This is a genomic window from Streptomyces sp. NPDC030991 (genome assembly GCF_055571235.1).
The window spans coordinates 109,730-128,221 of record NZ_JBVIFR010000003.1 but is presented as its reverse complement, the minus strand read 5'-3'; the positions used below and the strand labels follow the sequence as shown (position 1 = coordinate 128,221).

Below are 18,492 nucleotides of genomic sequence, written 5' to 3'. Positions count from 1 at the left end.
CCGCCCCGCCCGGCGGCGGCGTTCTAGCCGCAGCAGCCGCCCCCGCAGCAGCCGCCACCGCCGCCCGCTGACGGCGCGGGGGACGCGGCGCCTGTCGCGGCGCCCGTCACCGCCACCGTCGACAGGAGTTTCACCGTGTCCGGGTGGCCCGTGGGGCAGGTCGCGGGGGAGGCGGACTCGGACATGGGGCGGCTCAGTTCGAACGTGTCGCCGCAGGTGCGGCAGCGGTACTCGTAGCGAGGCATGGGTCAAGGTTACGGGTCGTCGCGCCGCGGCACGTCCGGGAGTTCCAGCATCGCCGCGTACGCCCCGCCGACGTCCATCTCGCGTACCCGCGCGGCGACTTCGGCGTGGGAGGGGGCGGGTGAGGGTGCGGGCCCGCGTGCACCCACTCGTCCCACTCGTCCCGCTCGTCCCGCGCGGCGAGCACCCGCGCCGCCTCGCCGAGCACCCCCTCCGTCAGGCCCGTCCCGGTTGCCAGGGGCGGCCGGGACGCCACCGCGGGGCCGGGCGGTCAGACGCCGCCGCGTTCCTCGCGGATCTGGGTCACGACCCGGCCCACCGTCTGCCGCACGGCCTCCGTCTCGGTGAGGAAGTGCCAGTAGTCCGGGTGGCGGCCCTCCAGGCCGGCGACGGCGCGGTCGAGGCGCGCCACCGAGTCGTCGAGGGGCCGGGCGTGGCGCGGGTCGGGCGTGCTGCGGCCCGCCATCGCCAGCCGCTGGGCGTCCCGGATCGCGAACCGGGTGCGGTCGATCTCCTGCTGCGGGTCCTTGGCCACCGCGTTCAGCCGTTGCAGCCGGTCGGCGGCGGCGGAGATCGACTCGTCCGTCGTGTTCAGCAGGGCGCGGACCGTGGACAGGAGCGACGTGGCGTCGGGCCAGCGCTGGGCGTCCCGCGCCGCACGGGCCTCGGCGAGCTTGGTCTCGGCCTGCCGCACGTTCGCCGCGGCCAGCTCCGGTACGCCCTGGAGGTCCTGCCAGCACGCGGCGGTGAACCGGCGCCGCAGCTCGCTGAGGACCGGCTCGACCTGGCCCGCGCGGGTCGTCAGGGCCTGCGCCCGGGTACGCAACGAGACCAGGCGCCGGTCGATCTCGGCGGCCCGCTCGGGCAGCCGCTCGGCCTCCGCCCGCACGGACTCGGCGTCCCGCGCGACCCGCTCGGCGCGCTCCAGGGTCTCCGGTACGCCGTGCTGCCCCGCGCCCTGGTTCAGCTTGGTCAGCTCGGGGCCGAGGGCGGCGAGCCGGCCGGCGAGGTCGTCGGCCGCCAGCCCCGACCGGCGGACGGCGTCCAGCGCGGTCGTCGCGGCGAGCAGGGCCTGACGGGCGCGCTCCACGGACGGGGCGAGCCGGGCCAGCTGCGTCTCGGCCTTGCCGAGCAGCGGGCCGAGACCCCGCGCGAACCGGTCCAGGTCCTGCTTGGTCCGGGTCAACTGGTCCTTGGCCTGCGTGAGTTCGGCCTGGGCGCGCGACGCGACGCTCGCCTCCAGGTCGTCCCGGTCGAGGTCATGGGCGTCGACCGCAGTGATGTACTGGCCGCTCACCTCGTCGATGCGGACGCCGAGCTGCTGGAAGTCGCTGACGGCGCGGCGCGCCGCGGGGGAGTCGTCGACCGCGGTGATGGTCTCTATCGAGATGCGCAGGTCCCGCTGGGCGGTGTCCAGCTCGTAGAACGCGGCGGCCGCCGCGTCCTTCGCCGCCTGCGCCTCCGCGCGCTGGGACTCGGCGCGGCCGCCGAACCACTTCCGGGTGCCGCCCCCGGCGAAGGCGGCGCTCATCGCCACCACGAGCACGGGCACCGGCAGGAGAGCGAGGGTGAGGAGATCGCGCACGGGACGACCGGGGGGCGCCGGGCGGGGGACCGCCCGGCCGGGTCCGTGTGCCGCGTGCGGCTCAGCCGCTTCGGGGCGGTCGTTCGTCGCCGTCGTCACCAACCACTCCCGTGCTGCCCGTGCCCTCATCAGCCCTGACCGGTGTCCATTCTCCCACCGGTCGGAGGCGAATACACGGGCCGGTCAGTCCGCGGTTCGCAGGGTGACCTTTCCGTCCTGGGAGCGGGCCGAGATCCGGTGCGTGCTGTGGGCGTCGCGGGGGACCGACACGTCGACCCCGCCGTCGTCGGTGCGCGTGGTCACCCGGTACCGGGCGGAGGCGGGGAGCGTGAAGGTCAGGGAGCCGTCGTCGCTGGTCGCGTCGACGCGGTCGGGGACCGTGCGCAGCGTGATGTGCGCGCCGCCGTCCTTGGTGCGGACCGAGACCTGCCGCGCGTCGACGCCGGAGGCGTGCAACGAGCCGTCGTCGCCGCGCAGGCGCAGCGGTCCGGAGACGTTCTTCACGTGTACCGAACCGTCCTGGGTCGCTATGTCGACACCCTTCTCGAATCCGCTCGCGCGGACGCTGCCGTCGTCGCTGCGGACCACGACGGCGACGCCGCGCGGCACCTCGACGCGGTGCCGGGCCGCGCAGTCGGCGACGAAGCCGCTGCAGTGCAGCCGCAGGGTCAACCGGTCCTGACCGGCCTGCCACTTCCAGGTCACCCTGGGATCCGAGCCGATCACGGTGGAGCCCCGGAACCAGCGGGTGACCCGCACCCGGTCGCCGTCGCCCGGGACCAGTTCGAGGGCCGAGTCGTCCGAGTCGACGGTGAGCGTCGTGCCGTGCAGGGCGAAGGAACGGTGGTCGGGGTGGGCGTCGTCGGAGGAGTCGGCGCCGCACGCGGTGGCCATGGCGGCGACGGCGGAGACGGCCGCCACGGCGGCCAGTCCACGGACGGCACGGGTACCGCGGGCGGTGCGGGACTGGCGGACGGTCATGGTGAACTCCCCCTGCTGCGAACGGTGTCACGGCGCCGGACCGGCGGCCGGCACCCCATGAACGTACGGTGGCGCGGGCGGTACGCGGCATGAGGACGGCCACCGGATCGCGGGTGGGGTTAACCCCCGCGCCGGAGGGGTCCGTCAGGGGTTTGCGGTGCACGGGCAACGGCAAGGTAGGCTGTCGGCTCGTCCTGGTCGCGAAAGCGCGGGATCTCGGGTGCGTAGCTCAGGGGTAGAGCGCCTGCCTTACAAGCAGGATGTCGGCGGTTCGAAACCGTCCGCGCCCACGGTATGGAGTAGCAGGTCAGAGGCCCCTCGGCGATGATGCCGAGGGGCCTCTGCCGTGGCCGGGGCCCGCCGCAGGCGTGTGATCCGTTCGACCCCGGCTGATCCGTTCGCCCCCCGGCGGTCACGCCCGCTCCTCGCTCTCCGGCCCGGCCGCGCCCTCTCCGCACGCGTGCTTGAGCCGCGCTCGTGCCCGCACCGTGTCGGGGCCCGTCAGGTTCGACCAGTAGCGGTGGCAGGTCACGAAGACGGCCAGTTCCAGCTCGCGTCTGCGGAGCTTCTCGACCTCGGCCTGCTCGTCCTCGCTCCAGCCCGGTGAGGCCGGGCGCTCCAGCTTGCGCCAGCCCTGGGTGTCGTTGATCGCGTCGAGGGGCGCGACCGACCAGGGGAGCCGCTTGAGCAGGGCCAGGAGCTCGGCCCGGATCTGGTGCAGCTCCTCCTGTCCGGCGCGGAGGTCGCTCGGGAAGTCGAAGTCGGAATCATCGGTCGCTGCCACCCGGCAATGGTACGTCTGTTCGAATTACAGGTGCGAGCCGGTCGAGGCAGTTCACGCGAACGTGTGATCGGGCCGATGGGCGGCGGGAGGCCGGGGGTCGGCGGCAGACTGGAGGTATGTGCCGCAGCATCAAGACCCTTCGCCCGCCCGTCCTCCCGGAGGAAGCCACCGAGGAGGAGATCAGGGCCGCAGCCCTGCAGTACGTGCGGAAGGTGTCCGGGTTCCGGGCGCCCGCCGCGCACAACCAGGAGGTGTTCGACCAGGCCGTCGACGAGATCGCCCGGGCCACCGCCGCCCTGCTGTCCGGGCTGGAGGTGCGGGGCGCCGCCAGGGCGGCTCAGGCTTCCTGAGGCTCCGGGGCCGGACGGCGCATCACGTACGCCGCCACCAGGCCCGCGCCGACCAGCGCGAGCAGCGAGACCACGGTGGAGAGCCAGCTCGCGCCGAGCCACTGCGCGCCGAAGTAGCCGAGCGCCACGCTGTAGACCGCCCAGGCCACGCCCGCCAGGGCGGACCAGGGCAGGAACTCGCGGACCTTGCGGTGCGCGGACCCGGCCGCGAAGGAGACGACCGAGCGGCCCGCCGGCGCGAACCTGGCGATGATCACGAGCAGGCCGCCGCTGGACCGGGCGAGCGCCCCGCCGAGACGTTCCTGCGCGGTCGTCAGGCGCCGGGAGCGGGCGATGGCGCGGTCCAGGCGCTCGCCGCCCCGCCACGCGAGCCGGTACGCGACCAGGTCACCGAGGACCGAGGCCGTCGCGGCGCTGAGTGTGAGGGCGAGAAGGTCCGGCACGCCGTGCGGGACGGCGCCCGTGGCCGCGCCCGAGCCGGCCGCGGCGGCGGTGGCCGCGGTGATCACGAGGACACCGCTCGGCAGCACCGGCACGAAGACGTCGAAGAGCACGGAGAGCGCCACGATCGCGTAGATCCATGGGCTTCCGGTCAGTGACCCCACGCTCTCCCACACTGCTGGCCCACTCCCGTACGGACGTTCCCCCGACCGTTCCTCCAGGCAGGAGCGGTTGTATGACAGCTGTACAGCGTACGCCTGGAGTCTGGCTCGAAGGACGCAAGATGCACAGATGTTCCCCATCTCACGTTCACCCGAGTGCGCCGCCCTGGGCTGCGTCGGGCCGCCGTGTCGCGTACGAACGTCCCAGTACCAAGGAGAACCGGAGGAACTGGCGATGGTGGCAGGAATGGTGACCGGCGCTCTCGCGGCGGCCGTGCTGGCGGCGGGCGGCGGCGGGGGCGGCGGCGCCGTGGGCAATTACTGGATGAACGCAGACGCGACGTTCTCGCCCCCCACGGCGTTCGTGCCGTCGCCGGCGATGACGTACGACATGAAGCTGGTGCCCGCGGCGGCGTCGATCTCGGTGACCCAGCGCGGTGACACGGACGGCATGACCGTGGGGCTGAGCGTCCGGGGCCTCGTCGCCGGCCACGCCTACGGGGCGCACGTGCACCAGAAGCCGTGCGGCGCGGACCCGGCGGCGGCGGGCGGGCACTACCAGCACGTGGTGAACCCGAAGCTGGTCAACGCCGACAACGAGGTGTGGCTCGATTTCACCACCGACGCCCACGGCGTGGGCACGGCCAAGGTCCGCAAGGCGTGGAGTCTGCGGGCGGGTGAGGCGAAATCGGTCGTGATCCATGACGCGCCCGGCGGGGCGGGGGCGCGCGCCGCGTGCTTCACGGTGCCGTTCGAGTCGCTTCCCTAGGTTCCGCGGGCCCCCAGGATGCGGGGCGAGACGGCGCCCGCCCTCCGCGCGGAGGGCGGGCGCCGTGGTGTGCGCGGGCGTACGAGGTGGGCAGAGGCGGGCTCAGGCCGTGACCGTCGCGCGCTCCGGCCGCGCCGGGTCCGCCTGCTCGCCGCGCCCGGCGAACAACCGGTCAAGGCCGAACGCGCCCGAGCCGGTGAAGACGAGCAGCAGCATGACCCAGCAGAACATCGCGGAGGCCTCGCCGCCGTTCTGCATCGGCCACAGCGCTTCGGGCTGGTGGACCTTGAAGTACGCGTAGGCCATCGACCCGGACGCGACGAGGGCCGCGGCGCGGGTGCCGAGGCCGAGCAGCACCAGGCCGCCGCCGACGAGCTGGATCACGGCCGCGTACCAGCTGGGCCAGGTTCCGGCCTCGACGGTGCCGCCGGTCATGGTGCCGCCGAGGACGCCGAAGAGCGAGGCGGCGCCGTGGCAGGCGAAGAGCAGGCCGACGACTATGCGGAACAGGCCGATGGCGTAGGGCTGGGCGCTGTTGAGACGTCCAGTCATGGTGGGGGACTCCTTCGGTCGGTTGGGGACGTAACCGATTCACCGATGGAGTGGGCGCCGACGCTGCCGCCGTTGCCATCGGCTTGGGAGATCCACAGGTTAGGAGCACCTAACCAATGCTTGCAAGTTCAACATCCAGCCATGGTCATCTTCCGTTTCCCTGCCCTTCACGGCGCTGTCGGCGCCGCCTCTGGCTTCGGTCCCGGGTTCAGGTGATCGTCCGGTGGTCCGCGCGGACGAGGCCGCGTCGGGTGTCGGCCCGGTCGAGGGAGAGGTCCGCCGAGCGGCCGCGCATGGTCAGCGTCATCAGGTGGTTCCCGAACCAGGGGCCGCCCGTCCTGCGCCAGTTGACGCGCGGGGCCGCGGCGCGTGCGTGCCGGGCCAGGCCGCGGCCGATGGCCCGCCCCGTTCGGCTCCAGCCGAAACGGAAGCCGAAGCGCATGTAGCGGGGGATGGTGTTGTGGACGGGGGAGCAGGTGAGTTGCAGGACGCGGGCGGCGGGGGCGGGGGCCGGGGCGCCGGCCGGCCAGGACGGTTCGGCGATGTAGGCGTGGTGCACGTCGCCGCCGAGGACGGAGATGGTCGCGGGCGCCGCCGGACCCGACCCTGCCTCGGCGACCAGATCCGTGAGCGTGTCGAACGACGTCGGGAACGCCGCCCAGTGCTCCAGGTCGGCCTGCCTGCGCAGCTTCTCGCCGAACCGCGCCCAGCGGGCCCCGCGTACGCCCTTGGCCATCGCCGCGTTCCAGCCCTCCGCGTCGTGGATGAGATGGGGGAGCAGCCACGGCAGCGACGAACCGACGAGGAGATGGTCGTAGGCGCCGGGCGCGGAGTCCTGCCCGTCGAGCGCCTGGGCGCGCACCCACCGCTCCTCGTCCGGGTCGAGCATCGCCCTGTTCTGTTCGTCGAGGACGCGGGCCGCCCGGGTGTCGATCATCAGCAGCCGTACGCGGCCGAAGTCGCGGCGGTAGCTCCAGCGGGCGCAGGTCGGATCGGCGTCGGCCCGGGCGGCGAACTCGCGCAGGACGTCCGTGCCGTCGGGGGTCGCCCGCACCGCCTCGTACACGGGGTCGGCGGCGAGCTCCTTCGGGTGCAGGTTCCCCAGGTGCTGGTACACCCAGTACGACATGAGGCCGCTCAGGATCCGCTCGCGCCACCAGGGCGTCTCGCGCATCTCCCGCAGCCAGGCGGCGCTGGTGTTCCAGTCATCTATCACGTCGTGGTCGTCGAAGAGCATGCAACTGGGGACCGTGGAGAGCAGCCAGCGGATCTCCGGGTCGAGCCAGGACTCGTAGTAGAGGTGCGTGTACTCCTGGTAGTCCGCGACCTGGGTGCCGGGCGGCTCCGTCAGGTCGCGGCGGCGGGCCAGCCACTCCCGCGTCGCCGGGGACGTCTCGTCCGCGTACACCTGGTCGCCGAGGAGGACGAGGACGTCGGGCCTGTCGGCCTCCGGGTCGGCGGCGAGGCGGGCGGCGAGCGTGTCGAGGGCGTCCGGGCCCACCGGGTCGTGCTCGTCGGCGGGCGGCGCCGCCCAGCGGCAGGAGCCGAAGGTGACGCGGACGGGTTCACCGCTCGTGTACGCCGGGGTGCGGATGGTGCTGGCCGGAAAGCGGGAGTCCGGCTCGGGCCAGACCGTGACGCCGTCCAGGACCACCTCGTACGCCGTCCCGGTGCCCGGGGTGAGGCCGGTGACCGGGACGAGCGCGTAGTGGTGTCCGTCGATCTGGAAGGTCGGTGCGCTGCCCGACGTGCCGTCCGCACAGCGCACTTCGGCGACGCAGGGCCGGCTCGCCTCGACCCAGACCGTCGCCGCCTCCTCGTCCACGTACCTCAGCAGTGGTCCCAGGCGCAGCCTCGCCACGTTGTCTCCTCCGCTCCTCCGGCGTCCGGGCCGTGATCGGCCCGGACCCGGGCCTCGTGCCCGTGCCTCGGGACCGTATGCCCCGTCGTCGGACCGTACGGTACGGAGCGGAGTGCCGGGAGGGTGCGGGGCGGGTGGCGGGGCCGGTGCGTCAGCAGCCGCTCAGCCCGGACTGGATCGCCGCCTTCTCCGCCGAGTCCACCGAGAGGGCGTAATAGTGCTTCACCTGCACATACATCCGCAGATACGTGCATGCGTAGGCGGTGCGGGACGGCATCCACTCGGCCGGGTCCTGGTCGCCCTTGGACTGGTTGACGTTGTCGGTGACGGCTATGAGCTGGGGGCGCGTGAGGTCGTTGGCGAACGACTGGCGGGTCGCCGTCGTCCATCCGCTCGCGCCGGACTTCCACGCCTCGGACAGCGGCACCACGTGGTCGATGTCGACGTCGCCCGAGGCGGACCAGGTGGCGCCGTCGTACTCGGAGTACCAACTGCCCGCGGTGGCCGCACAGTTGGAGTCGGTCGTCACGTTCTTGCCGTCGCGTTTGAGGACGACCTCGCGGGTGTTGCAGGCGCCGGACTGGGTGATCCAGTGCGGGAACTTGTCGCGGCTGTAGCCGTCGGACGAGCCCTCTGCCTTGACGGTCAGCCCGGCGAGGTACGTACGGGCCGTGGCGGCGGTGACCGGGGTGGGCGGGGCCGCCTGGGCGGGCGGGGCGGCGAGGAGGGTGAAGGCCAGGGTGGTGGTCGCGAGGGTCGCGGTGAGGGTGGCGGCGGCCCTGGAACCGGGTTTACGCGCGTAGAGCTTCGGCGTGCGGAGGGTGCGGCGGGACATCTGAACTCCCTGGGGGTGGGGGGTCGTTGGCCGGGCGGCGGGTGTGCGTGCGGCCATGGTGGGGGGTGGGGGTTTCCGGTGGGTGTGCGGCTGGTGACAGGGTCGCGTCAAATTGGTGTGCGGGGCAAGGGGTTGGGTGGGAACTCCCCTGGGCCATGCGGAGGTTGGGTGGGCTCCTTGCGTCCCGGCCGGGCCGCGGTTCCGGTGGCGGGATGTCGCCCCGGGTCCCGCTGTGGAAGTGCCCGAGGGCTTGCGTGTCCGGGGCGGCGTGGTCGGGGTGAGGGGGGTGGGTGGCGATCACCGGTGTTCGTTTTGTACCGTGGAGGAACAAAGTGGTCCCCGCCCGCGTACCCTGACCGGTGGGCGGGGCCGCCTTGTTTCCCTTCGTTCTCTGGAGCCTGCCGATGACGGCCACGCCCACCGTTCTCTCCGCGCGCGCCCTCCTGCTCGACATGGACGGCACGCTCGTCAACTCCGACGCCGTCGTCGAACGGATCTGGCGCCGCTGGGCCGCGGCCCACGGGCTGGACGGCGACGAGGTCATGGGCGTCGTGCACGGGCGGCAGGGGTACGCCTCGATGGCCGTGCTGCTGCCCGAGCGCCCCATGGCGGAGAACTACGCCGACAACGCCCGCATGCTCGAAGCGGAGACCGCCGACATGGACGGGGTCGTGCCCGTTCCCGGCGCGGCCGGGTTCCTGGACGCGCTCGCCTCCGGCGGGGTCGCGCACGCGCTGGTCACGTCGGCGAACGTGCCCCTGTCCACCGGGCGGATGGCCGCCGCCGGGCTGCCCTACCCGGCGGTGCGCGTGACGGCGGAGAGCGTGGGCGCCAGCAAGCCCGACCCCGAGGGGTTCCTGAAGGGCGCCGCCGAGCTGGGCGTCGACCCGGCGGACTGCGTCGTGTTCGAGGACTCTGGGGCGGGCATCGAGGCCGGGCGCGCCGCGGGGATGCGGGTGGTCGGGGTCGGGCCGCGTGCGGGGGCGCACGGGCCCACCGTCCATGTGGACGACCTGACGGCTGTGCGGGTCGAGATCCGTGGTGACGGGGAGATCCTGCTGCACATCGGGTGATCACGTCGGTAGATCGCGTCGGTAGACCACCTCGGGTGATACGTCGGGTGATCACGCCGGGTGATCATCTCTGGCGACCGCATCGGGTGATCCACGGGCGCCCCAGTCTCTCGGCGCCCGCCCCGCTCCCCGCACCCCGACCGCGCCGGCCTCATCCGTACGGCCCCCGCGCCCCCTACCGCGTCTCCGCCTCCAGTGCCCGGCGTGTGGCCGCGCCGTACGTGCCCGGAGGGTCCTCGTGGACGCCGCGGGCCATCTGGTAGGCGCGGACGGCGTACTCTGTCCGGCTGTCGAAGCTGCCGTCCGGGTCACCCGGGTACAGGTTCAACTTCCGTAGGTGGTACTGGAGTTCGACCACCGCCGGGCCGTGGTCGCCGCGGCTGAGGACCGTCTCCCGCGGCGTGTGGCTCTGCCGGGGCGTCGAGGACGGCGGGGGTGTGGAGGGCGTGGCCGGCGTCGGGGTCGGCGCCGAGTGCGTCGTGGTCGGGGTGCGGCCGGGTGTCGTGGTGGGGGCCGCGGGGGGCGCGGCCGAGCGGGTCGCGGACGGGGGTGGTGTCGTGCGGCGCGCCGGGGCCGACCGGCTCGGGGCCGGTATGGGCGGCGCCGACGTCGTGGACAGCGGGGCCGCGGCCTCCTGCGCGGCGGCGGTGCCCGTGTCGCCGTCGCCCGACGAGATCAGGACCGTGACCAGCGCCGCCACACTCAGGACACCGGCGATCGCGGCCAGGAGCAGCACCGGCGCCCGGCGCGGCGCGTTCTCGGGGTGGTCGTCGTCGTGGTGGGGGCCTTCGCCCGGGGGCGGGGCCTGTTCCGGCGGCAGCGGAGGGTGCGCGTAGGGGTCGGGGACGCGCGGCGGCGGGGGCTGCGAGGGCTCCGAGAGCGTCACGTAGGGGCGGACACGGAGCGGACCGAAGCCCTCCGCCTCGCAGCCGCAGGTGGGGCCGCCCTCCGGCCCGGCCACCGCCCCGCACCCCGGACACGTACGCACCTCACCACTCATCTGTGGTCCCCCTCCCCGAGAACTGCAGCGAATTATGCAGACCCAGGGGTCCGCCCGCAGCGCCGGTACCGAACTCAACAGGCCAAACCGGGCCGCAGCTACCAGGATGGGAAGTACCAAGCCCCCGGCGCGACCGGTCCGGGGTGCCCTCGGAGGTGGCCATGAGCAGCCAGGACATCGGCGCGGCGGGCCAGGTTGGCAGCTCCCGCACGCGGCGGGGCACGCCGCCGGGCGAGGGGGCCAAGACCGGCGGCGTCCTCGTCTCCATCGGGGCGCTGCTCCTCGGCATGCTGCTCGCCGCGCTCGACCAGACCATCGTCTCCACGGCGCTGCCGACCATCGTCAGCGACCTGGGCGGCCTGGAACACCTCTCCTGGGTCGTCACCGCGTACATGCTCGCCGCGACGGCCGCGACACCGCTGTGGGGCAAGCTCGGCGACCAGTACGGGCGCAAGCGGCTCTTCCAGCTCGCCATCGTGATCTTCCTGATCGGCTCGGCGCTGTGCGGAATGGCGCAGAACATGCCCCAGCTGATCGGCTTCCGCGCCCTCCAGGGGCTCGGTGGCGGTGGCCTCATGGTGCTGTCCATGGCGATCGTCGGCGACCTCGTGTCGCCGCGCGAACGAGGCAAGTACCAGGGCCTGTTCGGCGCTGTCTTCGGCGCGACGAGCGTGCTCGGACCCTTGCTCGGCGGCCTGTTCACCGAGCACCTCAGCTGGCGCTGGGTCTTCTACGTCAATCTGCCGGTCGGGGTCGTCGCGCTCGTCGTCATCGCCGCCGCCCTGCACATCCCGGTCCGCTCGAAGAAGCACCGCATCGACTATCTCGGCACCTTCCTCATCGCGTCCGTCGCCACCTGCCTCGTCCTCGTCGCCTCGCTCGGCGGCACGACGTGGGGCTGGAGCTCGCCGCAGATCATCGGTCTCGCCGTGCTGGGTGTCGCGCTCGCGGTGCTCTTCGTGTTCGTGGAGTTCCGGGCGGCGGAGCCGGTGCTGCCGATGCGGCTGTTCCGGGTCCGCACCTTCACCCTCGCCGCCGTCATCAGCTTCGTCGTCGGCTTCGCGATGTTCGGCGCGATGACCTACCTGCCGACGTTCCTCCAGGTCGTGCAGGGGGTCTCGCCGACGATGTCGGGCGTGCACATGCTGCCCATGGTGATCGGCCTGCTGCTCTCCTCCACCGTCTCCGGCCAGATCGTCAGCCGCACCGGCCGCTGGAAGGTCTTCCCCGTCGCGGGCACCGCCGTCACCACGATCGGCCTGCTCCTCCTGCACAACCTCGACGAGACCAGCTCGACCATCGCGATGAGCGTGTGCTTCTTCGTCTTCGGTCTCGGTCTCGGCCTCGTCATGCAGGTGCTCGTGCTCATCGTGCAGAACGCGGTCCCGTACGAGGAACTGGGCGTCGCCACCTCGGGCGCCACGTTCTTCCGCTCCATCGGGGCCTCCTTCGGCGTCGCGATCTTCGGCACGGTCTTCGCCAACCGGCTCGCCACGAAGCTGACGTCGGCGCTGAGCGGACAGCAGGTGCCGCCCGGCGTCAGCCCGGACTCGCTCAAGGCCGACCCGCGCGGCATCGGCGAACTCCCGCCCACGCTGCGCCAGCCGGTCCTGCACGCCTACGCCACCTCCATCACGGACGTCTTCCTCTACGCGGTCCCGGTCGCCCTGGTCGCCTTCGTCCTCTCCTGGTTCCTGCGCGAGGACAAACTGCGCGCCTCCGTCACGGCGCCCGACCCGACCCAGACGCTCGCCTCCAACCCCGTGGAACGCTCCTCCTACGACGAGGCGGCGCGGGCCCTGTCCGCCCTCGGGTCGCGCGAGGGGCGGCGCGAGATCTACGAGAAGATCACCGCGCGGGCCGGCTACGACCTGCTGCCCGCGGCCAGTTGGCTGCTCCTGCGCGTCAACCGCTACGGCTGGGCCGAACCGGCCGCCCTCGCCGAGCACAGCGCCGTACCCCTGCCGGTGATCATCGAGGCGGCCCGGCAGGTGGAGGAGCGGCGCCTCGCGGTGCGTCAGGGCGTCGACCTCGTCCTCACCGACGAGGGACGCGCGGCCGCGGCCCGCCTCGGCAAGGCCCGCGAGGACTCGCTCGCCGAACTCCTCGGCGACTGGTGGACCCCCGAACGCCCCACGGACCTGCACCAGTTGGTCCGCGAACTGAACGCGGAGATGTGCGGCTCCGACGCGGAACGGCCGCATGACGCGCGCGGCGGCCGGCAGCGGCTCGCGGCTTGACGCCTGCCCGGCAGGTACCTCACGTCAGGCAAGCGGCTCGCGGCTTGACGTGACGTGCCCGCCCCGGGGTCAGCCGGTCAGCCGCTTGCTGAACCAGTGCTCGGCGTAGACGTCGTCGTTGTGCGGACCGGTCTCCTCGTAGCCGAGCCGTGCGTACAGGGCGCGGGCCTCGACCAGGTCGTCGCGGGTGTCGAGGCGGACGCGGCCGGCACCCAGAGCGCGCGCCGCGTCCTCGGCCGCCGCCACGAGCAGCGGCGCCCCGCCCTTGCCGCGATGCTCCGCACGCACGAAGACGCGGGTCAGCTCGGCCGTGCCCGGACCCGCCAACCGCACCCCGGCGCTCCCGGCGGGCTCGCCGTCGTACCACCCGACGAGCAACTGCCCGTACGGGAGCGCCAGTTGCTCACCGGTCTCGGACGCGATCCCGCGCTCCAGCTCCGCCGGTTCGGTGGTACGCCCCTCGTGCCGCAGGTACCAGCGGTCGCTCACCTCCGTGTAGTACGCGCGCCACAGGGCGGCGGCGACGGGCGAGTCGTACGGTTCGGGGGAGACGGTCCAGGAGGTGCGCACAGCGCATTGTGGGGGCGGTGGGGCGCGGCGCCGCAACCGGTTTACGTCGCAAGGCTGCCACGGGTCGCAGGTCTGTTTGAGCCGGGCGCGGCGGGCAACCCGGTTCACGGTAAGCACGGTTGACCCAAGTTCGACGATACCGGGAAGGTCGGGAAGACACCCATGTCCACAGGCGTGATCATCGCTTTGATCGTGGTGGGGGTCGTGGTCGTCGTCGCGGCGGGCGTGTTCGCCGCGCGGACCAAGCCCCGCGGGGGACGCGGCCTCAAGCGCCGCTTCGGACCCGAGTACGAGCGGGTCGTCGCCCGGCACGACGGCGACACCAAAGCCGCCGAACGGGAGCTGACGGAGCGGGTGCGGCGGCACGGCTCGCTGCGCACGCACGAACTGGAGCCCGCCGCGCGCGAGCGGTACCAGGCCCGCTGGGCCGCCGCCCAGGAGCGCTTCGTCGAGTCGCCCGGAGAGGCGGTCACCGAGGCCGACCTGCTCATCTCCGACCTCGCGAAGGAGCGCGGCTTCCCCGACGGCAGCCACTACGAGGAGCAGTTCGAGGCCCTCTCCGTCCACCACGGCCCGCATGTGCACGGCTACCGGCGCGTCCACCGTGCCGAGGGCAAGGGCGGTACGGAGGAGCTGCGCGCCGCGATGGTCGAGGCGCGGGCCCTGTTCGACGACCTGATCGGTACGGGCGGCCACGTCGCGCACCGGGACGGGACGGACGGGACGACAGGCCGTACGACGGACGGCGGCACGACGCGGGACGAGCGGACGAGCACCCTCAAGGGGCGCCTGGCGAAGGGGAGTTGAGCGAAGATGGCGGACATCGACCGCAATCGGCAGGACAGTTCGATACCGGGCCGGAAGGACGGTTCGGTCCCCGGACGGCAGGACGGCCCGACAGCGGGCCGGCAGGACGGCTCGGCGCCGGGTTCGGTACCGGGTCGGCACGAGGGTTCGGTACCGGGTCACGACCCGCTGCTCGACCCGACGGCGCCCGGCACGCAGGAGCCCCGGGTCGGGACGCACGGCGAGCCCCGCCACGAGCCCGGGAACCGGATCCCCGGCGCGGGTGCCCCGGTCGGCGGTGACCCGCTCAGCAGTGCCCCGGTCGGCGGTGACCCGCTCAGCAGCGCCCCGGTCGGCAGTGCCCCGGTCGGCGGCGATCCGCTCGCCGGGCCCGGCACCGACGGCACGGACGGCACCGGCCACCACCGGGACCCGCACCTCGACCCCCGCCACGACCTGGAGGGGCCGGCCCACGGCGCCCGCTCGGGGCTGTTCGCGCACGAGGCACGCGCGGACCTGGAGGAGCGGCTGCGGCACGCGGTCGCCGGGTTCGTGGACGAGCCCCGGGCCTCCGTGGAAGAGGCCGACCACGTCCTGGAGGACCTGGCGGCACGCCTCGCGGAGAGCCTCGCCGGCCACCGCCGCACCCTGCGCACGTCCTGGCAGGACTCCAAGGAGGACACGGAGCAGCTACGGCTCGCCCTGCGCGACTACCGGGAGACCGCGGAGCGCCTGCTGAGCCTCTGAGCCGTGGCGCCTCCGCGCCGCAACGCTTACTCGGCCGTCCTGGCAAGGGACGCCGCTTCCCAGGCGAAGCCGTCCGGGTCGGTGAACGACCCGGCGGTTCCGCCGAGCACGATCCGGTGCGCACCCGCACCGTCGGCGGGAACACCGGCGTCCTTGGCCAGGGCGGCGCGCTTGTAGAGCGCCAGCCTGAGGGGCCCGGCCCCGGCGGTGAACTCGACGTACTTGCTGCCGAAGCTCTTGCCCACGGTCAGGCCCTGACCGACGTAGAACTCCTTGCCCGCCTTCATGTCCCCGACGCCGAGCAGGAGCACGATCGCGTCGACGTCCCGGGTCGCGGGGCCGCTGTTCTTCTTCGTCGACGTGGCGACCTTCCAGATCGTCCCGTCCGGGGCCTGGACGACGCCGCCGTAGCCCCAGAGCGACTTCGAGACCGCCTTCAGCGAGGTGGCGCCGGCCTCCAGCGCCGCGCCGACGAGCAGGTCGACGTCGGCGGGCTGGGAGACGGTGAGGGACAGCGTGAACCCGCGGAAGCCGGTCGTCGGCGTCTCGGAGGCCCGCAGGAGCACGTGCGGGGCGCCGAGCCCGAAGGCGGCGGAGTAGAAGCGGTCGGCGGCGGTGGGGTCGTCCACCTCGAGGGTGACGGATGCGAGGGAGTTCATGCCTCTCACGCTAGGCCCGGCCCGTCCCCCGTGGCTTCTCCGTTCCTGACCGGTATCCGGCAGGGCCCAGCGGTTCCCCGAGGGGGCCGACTGTTCGCAGTGCACCCCGTCAGGTCGTCCGGGGGCCCTGGCGAGATGGCCGGACTCCCGCAGCCGAGGTTGTGGGAGTCCGGGGACCACGGGATCGGGCTCAGGCCTTGTGGATCTTCCAGTCCGCGACGTTGGCGCTGCGGTTGAAGTAGGCGTTGGTGCAGAGGTCGAGCTTGCCTCCCTGGACCGGGCTGAGGTTGTTGGTCTCCAGGAAGCCGCCGTTGTCGTCGTACGTGTTCCACAGGTGCACCACGTCAGCGATCCGGACGTTCTGGTCGCCGGGCGTGGAGGTCTGCGCGAAGATCCGCCAGCGGCCGGTGCCCGCGGCGCGGTCCTTGGTCTGGGAGGTGGACACGTCGTACTTGGCCCCCGAGCCCTTCTGCACGTCACTGGCGTGACCGTTGGTGTCCAGGTAGCCGCCGTCGCCGCCGTAGAGGTTGCGCAGGTGGACCAGGTCACCGCTCACGACGGGCTGCCCGGAGGCCTTGCCGGAGACGGAGAGGATCTCCCAGGTGCCGGTTCCTTTGCCGCGGGTGGGGGTGTCGGCGGTCGCCACGTTGTACTTGCCGCCGGTGGCGGAACTGTGGCCGATGGTGTCGAGGTAGCCGCCCTGCCAGCCGTTGTAGCCGTTCTGCAGGTGGATCTGGTCGCCGTACTTGAGCTCGTTCGCCATGGGACTTCCCCTCAGTGGACGACGCTGCGTGAGGTTTCCGCCGTACGGGCTCTGGCCCGATCATCCGGCGGGAACACCAGACATCTTGGCAACACGGCCCGCATAAGGCACCCAATACGCAAACCTGACCAAAACTCGCGCAGCTCGCTTCCAGCCACGAAGTGGACGCGGCCTGCTCAGTACCTCTGTCGCGAGCGCGGCGTCATGTCCGGCTGGAGGGACGAGGTGGCCGAGTTCATCAACCTCTTCAGGTCCTTGGCGTCGGTCCTGCGCCGATCGAGGACGTAGCGACGCCCACTCCGGCGCCGCCGACGGCACGTGCCCCGCACCCGTTCCCGGTGCAGGGCACGTTCCGTGCAACCTGGCGCAAGAGCTACGCGCCCTTCGGTGCCGTTTCTCGAGCGCGTCCAAGGCGAACTGGCGCCGTTCGGCGGGCAGGGCTACGGCAAAGAGCCACGTAGGCGCTAATAGGGCTGCCACGAGGAGAACGGGAAGCAAGCGCAAAAGCGGGGCAACGCGGGTGATCCATATGGACACGGAACTGATTACCTGTCCACTTCAGGGAGGTAAAGACCCTGAGTGGTCGCCATGCTTCCCGACCGGGGGGTGTGGCGGGGATTTGGCTATGCGGGGATCAGCTCGGGCCGGACGGTCTCGCGTGCACGCTCGTAGAGAGCTTGGGCGTCATGGTTGCGGACGTGCGGACGAATCAGGTTGAACATATCCGTCATCCGCTTATCGATCCGGCCCGAGTTGACTAGCGGGTAATCGTCCAGTGCAAGGCCCCAAGTCATACAGGCGGCTTCGAGATGCCCAACGGCTAGTTGCCGTTCGGCGAGGATCGCCCGTTCCTTGACACGTGTGCGCCGATAGATGCTGTACCGAAGCCGGTCCGATTCCTGCATGGCGGCAACCGCCCCGTGTGCGTCGCCCATTTCGAACCGCACCTGACTGGTGTGGTAGTTGAGCGATGCGGGGTCGTACGAACCGAACACCTTCCCTCGGGACTCTGCCTTGTCCATGGCAACTTCGGCTTCCTGCAAGTACATGCGTGCGGACCGCCGATCTCCGATCTGCGCGGCTGCATGTGCTTGCTGGCCAGCAAGGAAGGCACGCATCCGTGGACCGGCTTGTGGGGAGGAAGCCGCCGCAGCATCCGCGAGCCGCATAGCCATCGGTCCCTGGCCTAGGTCGACCGCTTGCACGCTCATGCCCCGAAGTGTGGTGCAGAACGTCAAGTGATCTTCTGACGCTCCCGCAAGTTCTAGGGCTTTCAAGTAGTACCGCTGTGCGAGCCCGTGCAATCCCTCATCGACCGCCATGTATCCCGTGAGGTAACAGAGATCGGACGCAGCGGACATCATGGCTTTACGCACGTCCTCGGGCCCGTCCGTCCGCAGGAAGGGGGCGACGGTGTTTACCAAGAATGTGGCCGCAAGAGGGCGAGCGGTCCGGCCCCCAAACTGGTCATCCATCGAGGAGAGCTGTTCCGTCATGGCTGAGACCGTGTGCACGTCGGTCATGCCGACGCGGGTCCGGGTGCCTGCTTGTGCGGCTTCCATGCGCCCCACCACGTCCGGCCAATCCGGAACGGCGAGGGCAACCGAGAACAGAGCGACGCTAAGCACGCTGCGGCGGGAAGGGTCCATGTCCAGCCTTCCAAGATCAATGATCCCGTCGACCGTGCTGGATGGTGTCGCCTCCGTCCCGTTCTTGGGGGCCGAGAAGCCAACTTCCGCGTATGTGACGGGTCGCCCGAGCCTGCGGGCGAGCGCTTCCAAGATCAGCGGCCGGGCATCATCGCGCGGCACACTCCCGCTCAGCCACTGGTGAACGGAAGGCGCACGGTACTGCGTTGGGGTGCCGCGCTCAGTTCCAACCCGATTGATCACCTGCGCACACTGCCGCAGCGTCCACCCGGTCTCGCGGAAGAGTCGCTCTAGTCCTGTGTTCGGCTCGTCGGTGCCCACGGTCGTTCAACTCCCCATGCACGACTGCGTTAAGCGGCTTAACGCTCTTAATCCTTGTGCGCTTTCCAACAGTACCGCTGGGCGTGATCACGCGGTTACCTAAAGCGAACACGAGACTTCGC

General features: G+C 72.1%; 20 protein-coding genes and 1 tRNA gene. 7 read left to right on the top strand and 14 right to left on the bottom strand.

Annotation, left to right across the window (positions count from 1 at the left end; all coding sequences use genetic code 11):
• Nucleotides 1-23: 23 nt before the first annotated feature.
• The 4 genes from ACZ45E_RS06775 to ACZ45E_RS06760 all read right to left on the bottom strand — a co-directional run bounded on the left by ACZ45E_RS06775 (nt 24) and on the right by ACZ45E_RS06760 (nt 2,809).
• Entirely contained in the window at nt 24-245 is a 222-nt protein-coding gene (locus tag ACZ45E_RS06775) for an FmdB family zinc ribbon protein (protein WP_468217412.1), read from the bottom strand.
• Nucleotides 246-254: 9 nt separating this feature from the next.
• The gene (locus ACZ45E_RS06770) at nt 255-392 is read right to left on the bottom strand and encodes a hypothetical protein (protein ID WP_468217409.1); all 138 of its coding nucleotides are present in this window, start codon (nt 390-392) and stop codon (nt 255-257) included.
• 122 nt (nt 393-514) lie between these two features.
• Nucleotides 515-1,957 (bottom strand): hypothetical protein, encoded by a 1,443-nt coding sequence (locus tag ACZ45E_RS06765; protein ID WP_468217407.1) that lies wholly within the window; start codon nt 1,955-1,957, stop codon nt 515-517.
• A 54-nt stretch (nt 1,958-2,011) separates the two neighbouring features.
• Nucleotides 2,012-2,809 carry a DUF4097 family beta strand repeat-containing protein gene (locus tag ACZ45E_RS06760; protein ID WP_468217405.1) on the bottom strand — a complete coding sequence of 266 codons (798 nt, stop codon included), beginning with the start codon at nt 2,807-2,809 and terminating at the stop codon, nt 2,012-2,014.
• 218 nt (nt 2,810-3,027) lie between these two features.
• Between ACZ45E_RS06760 and ACZ45E_RS06755 the strand changes: the two genes are divergently transcribed.
• Nucleotides 3,028-3,099, top strand: a tRNA-Val gene (locus ACZ45E_RS06755).
• A gap of 122 nt (nt 3,100-3,221) precedes the next feature.
• On the opposite strand, the gene ACZ45E_RS06750 is transcribed toward ACZ45E_RS06755, so the two are convergent.
• Entirely contained in the window at nt 3,222-3,593 is a 372-nt protein-coding gene (locus tag ACZ45E_RS06750; RefSeq protein WP_468217403.1) for a hypothetical protein, read from the bottom strand.
• A 116-nt stretch (nt 3,594-3,709) separates the two neighbouring features.
• Here ACZ45E_RS06750 and ACZ45E_RS06745 point away from each other — a divergent pair, with 116 nt between their 5' ends.
• Complete coding sequence (locus tag ACZ45E_RS06745; RefSeq protein ID WP_468217402.1) at nt 3,710-3,943, top strand: DUF2277 domain-containing protein; 234 nt, start codon at nt 3,710-3,712, stop codon at nt 3,941-3,943.
• On the opposite strand, the gene ACZ45E_RS06740 is transcribed toward ACZ45E_RS06745, so the two are convergent.
• Entirely contained in the window at nt 3,931-4,560 is a 630-nt protein-coding gene (locus tag ACZ45E_RS06740; protein ID WP_468217400.1) for a DedA family protein, read from the bottom strand. The genes ACZ45E_RS06745 and ACZ45E_RS06740 overlap by 13 nt on opposite strands.
• Nucleotides 4,561-4,780: 220 nt before the next feature.
• Here ACZ45E_RS06740 and ACZ45E_RS06735 point away from each other — a divergent pair, with 220 nt between their 5' ends.
• A complete protein-coding gene (locus ACZ45E_RS06735; protein ID WP_468217398.1) occupies nt 4,781-5,314 on the top strand; it encodes a superoxide dismutase family protein in 534 nt (177 codons plus the stop codon).
• 102 nt (nt 5,315-5,416) lie between these two features.
• On the opposite strand, the gene ACZ45E_RS06730 is transcribed toward ACZ45E_RS06735, so the two are convergent.
• The 3 genes from ACZ45E_RS06730 to ACZ45E_RS06720 all read right to left on the bottom strand — a co-directional run bounded on the left by ACZ45E_RS06730 (nt 5,417) and on the right by ACZ45E_RS06720 (nt 8,562).
• Nucleotides 5,417-5,866: a DoxX family protein gene (locus tag ACZ45E_RS06730; RefSeq protein ID WP_468217396.1), complete on the bottom strand. Its 450-nt coding sequence runs from the start codon at nt 5,864-5,866 to the stop codon at nt 5,417-5,419.
• A 208-nt stretch (nt 5,867-6,074) separates the two neighbouring features.
• Nucleotides 6,075-7,727 (bottom strand): alkaline phosphatase D family protein, encoded by a 1,653-nt coding sequence (locus ACZ45E_RS06725; protein WP_468217394.1) that lies wholly within the window; start codon nt 7,725-7,727, stop codon nt 6,075-6,077.
• A 151-nt stretch (nt 7,728-7,878) separates the two neighbouring features.
• Nucleotides 7,879-8,562 (bottom strand): HNH endonuclease family protein, encoded by a 684-nt coding sequence (locus tag ACZ45E_RS06720; RefSeq protein ID WP_468217391.1) that lies wholly within the window; start codon nt 8,560-8,562, stop codon nt 7,879-7,881.
• Between the two features lie 404 nt (nt 8,563-8,966).
• Here ACZ45E_RS06720 and ACZ45E_RS06715 point away from each other — a divergent pair, with 404 nt between their 5' ends.
• Nucleotides 8,967-9,635 carry an HAD-IA family hydrolase gene (locus ACZ45E_RS06715; RefSeq protein ID WP_468217388.1) on the top strand — a complete coding sequence of 223 codons (669 nt, stop codon included), beginning with the start codon at nt 8,967-8,969 and terminating at the stop codon, nt 9,633-9,635.
• Between the two features lie 175 nt (nt 9,636-9,810).
• On the opposite strand, the gene ACZ45E_RS06710 is transcribed toward ACZ45E_RS06715, so the two are convergent.
• On the bottom strand, nt 9,811-10,635 hold the full coding sequence (locus ACZ45E_RS06710) for a peptidoglycan-binding domain-containing protein (RefSeq protein ID WP_468217386.1): 825 nt from the start codon (nt 10,633-10,635) through the stop codon (nt 9,811-9,813).
• Between the two features lie 161 nt (nt 10,636-10,796).
• Here ACZ45E_RS06710 and ACZ45E_RS06705 point away from each other — a divergent pair, with 161 nt between their 5' ends.
• Entirely contained in the window at nt 10,797-12,875 is a 2,079-nt protein-coding gene (locus ACZ45E_RS06705; protein WP_468217383.1) for an MDR family MFS transporter, read from the top strand.
• A 69-nt stretch (nt 12,876-12,944) separates the two neighbouring features.
• Here ACZ45E_RS06705 and ACZ45E_RS06700 read toward each other — a convergent pair whose 3' ends face one another.
• Entirely contained in the window at nt 12,945-13,445 is a 501-nt protein-coding gene (locus ACZ45E_RS06700) for a GNAT family N-acetyltransferase (protein ID WP_468217380.1), read from the bottom strand.
• 162 nt (nt 13,446-13,607) lie between these two features.
• Here ACZ45E_RS06700 and ACZ45E_RS06695 point away from each other — a divergent pair, with 162 nt between their 5' ends.
• Both ACZ45E_RS06695 and ACZ45E_RS06690 read left to right on the top strand, forming a co-directional pair.
• Nucleotides 13,608-14,252, top strand: a complete 645-nt coding sequence (locus ACZ45E_RS06695) for a hypothetical protein (protein ID WP_468217377.1) — start codon at nt 13,608-13,610, stop codon at nt 14,250-14,252.
• Between the two features lie 6 nt (nt 14,253-14,258).
• Nucleotides 14,259-14,978 carry a hypothetical protein gene (locus ACZ45E_RS06690; RefSeq protein WP_468217375.1) on the top strand — a complete coding sequence of 240 codons (720 nt, stop codon included), beginning with the start codon at nt 14,259-14,261 and terminating at the stop codon, nt 14,976-14,978.
• A 26-nt stretch (nt 14,979-15,004) separates the two neighbouring features.
• Here the strand turns inward: ACZ45E_RS06690 and ACZ45E_RS06685 are convergent, their stop codons facing one another.
• The 3 genes from ACZ45E_RS06685 to ACZ45E_RS06675 form a co-directional block, all read right to left on the bottom strand.
• Nucleotides 15,005-15,637: a glyoxalase gene (locus ACZ45E_RS06685; protein ID WP_468217373.1), complete on the bottom strand. Its 633-nt coding sequence runs from the start codon at nt 15,635-15,637 to the stop codon at nt 15,005-15,007.
• Nucleotides 15,638-15,827: 190 nt separating this feature from the next.
• Nucleotides 15,828-16,400: a hypothetical protein gene (locus tag ACZ45E_RS06680; RefSeq protein ID WP_468217371.1), complete on the bottom strand. Its 573-nt coding sequence runs from the start codon at nt 16,398-16,400 to the stop codon at nt 15,828-15,830.
• A gap of 623 nt (nt 16,401-17,023) precedes the next feature.
• The gene (locus ACZ45E_RS06675) at nt 17,024-18,370 is read right to left on the bottom strand and encodes a tetratricopeptide repeat protein (RefSeq protein ID WP_468217369.1); all 1,347 of its coding nucleotides are present in this window, start codon (nt 18,368-18,370) and stop codon (nt 17,024-17,026) included.
• Nucleotides 18,371-18,492: the final 122 nt, after the last annotated feature.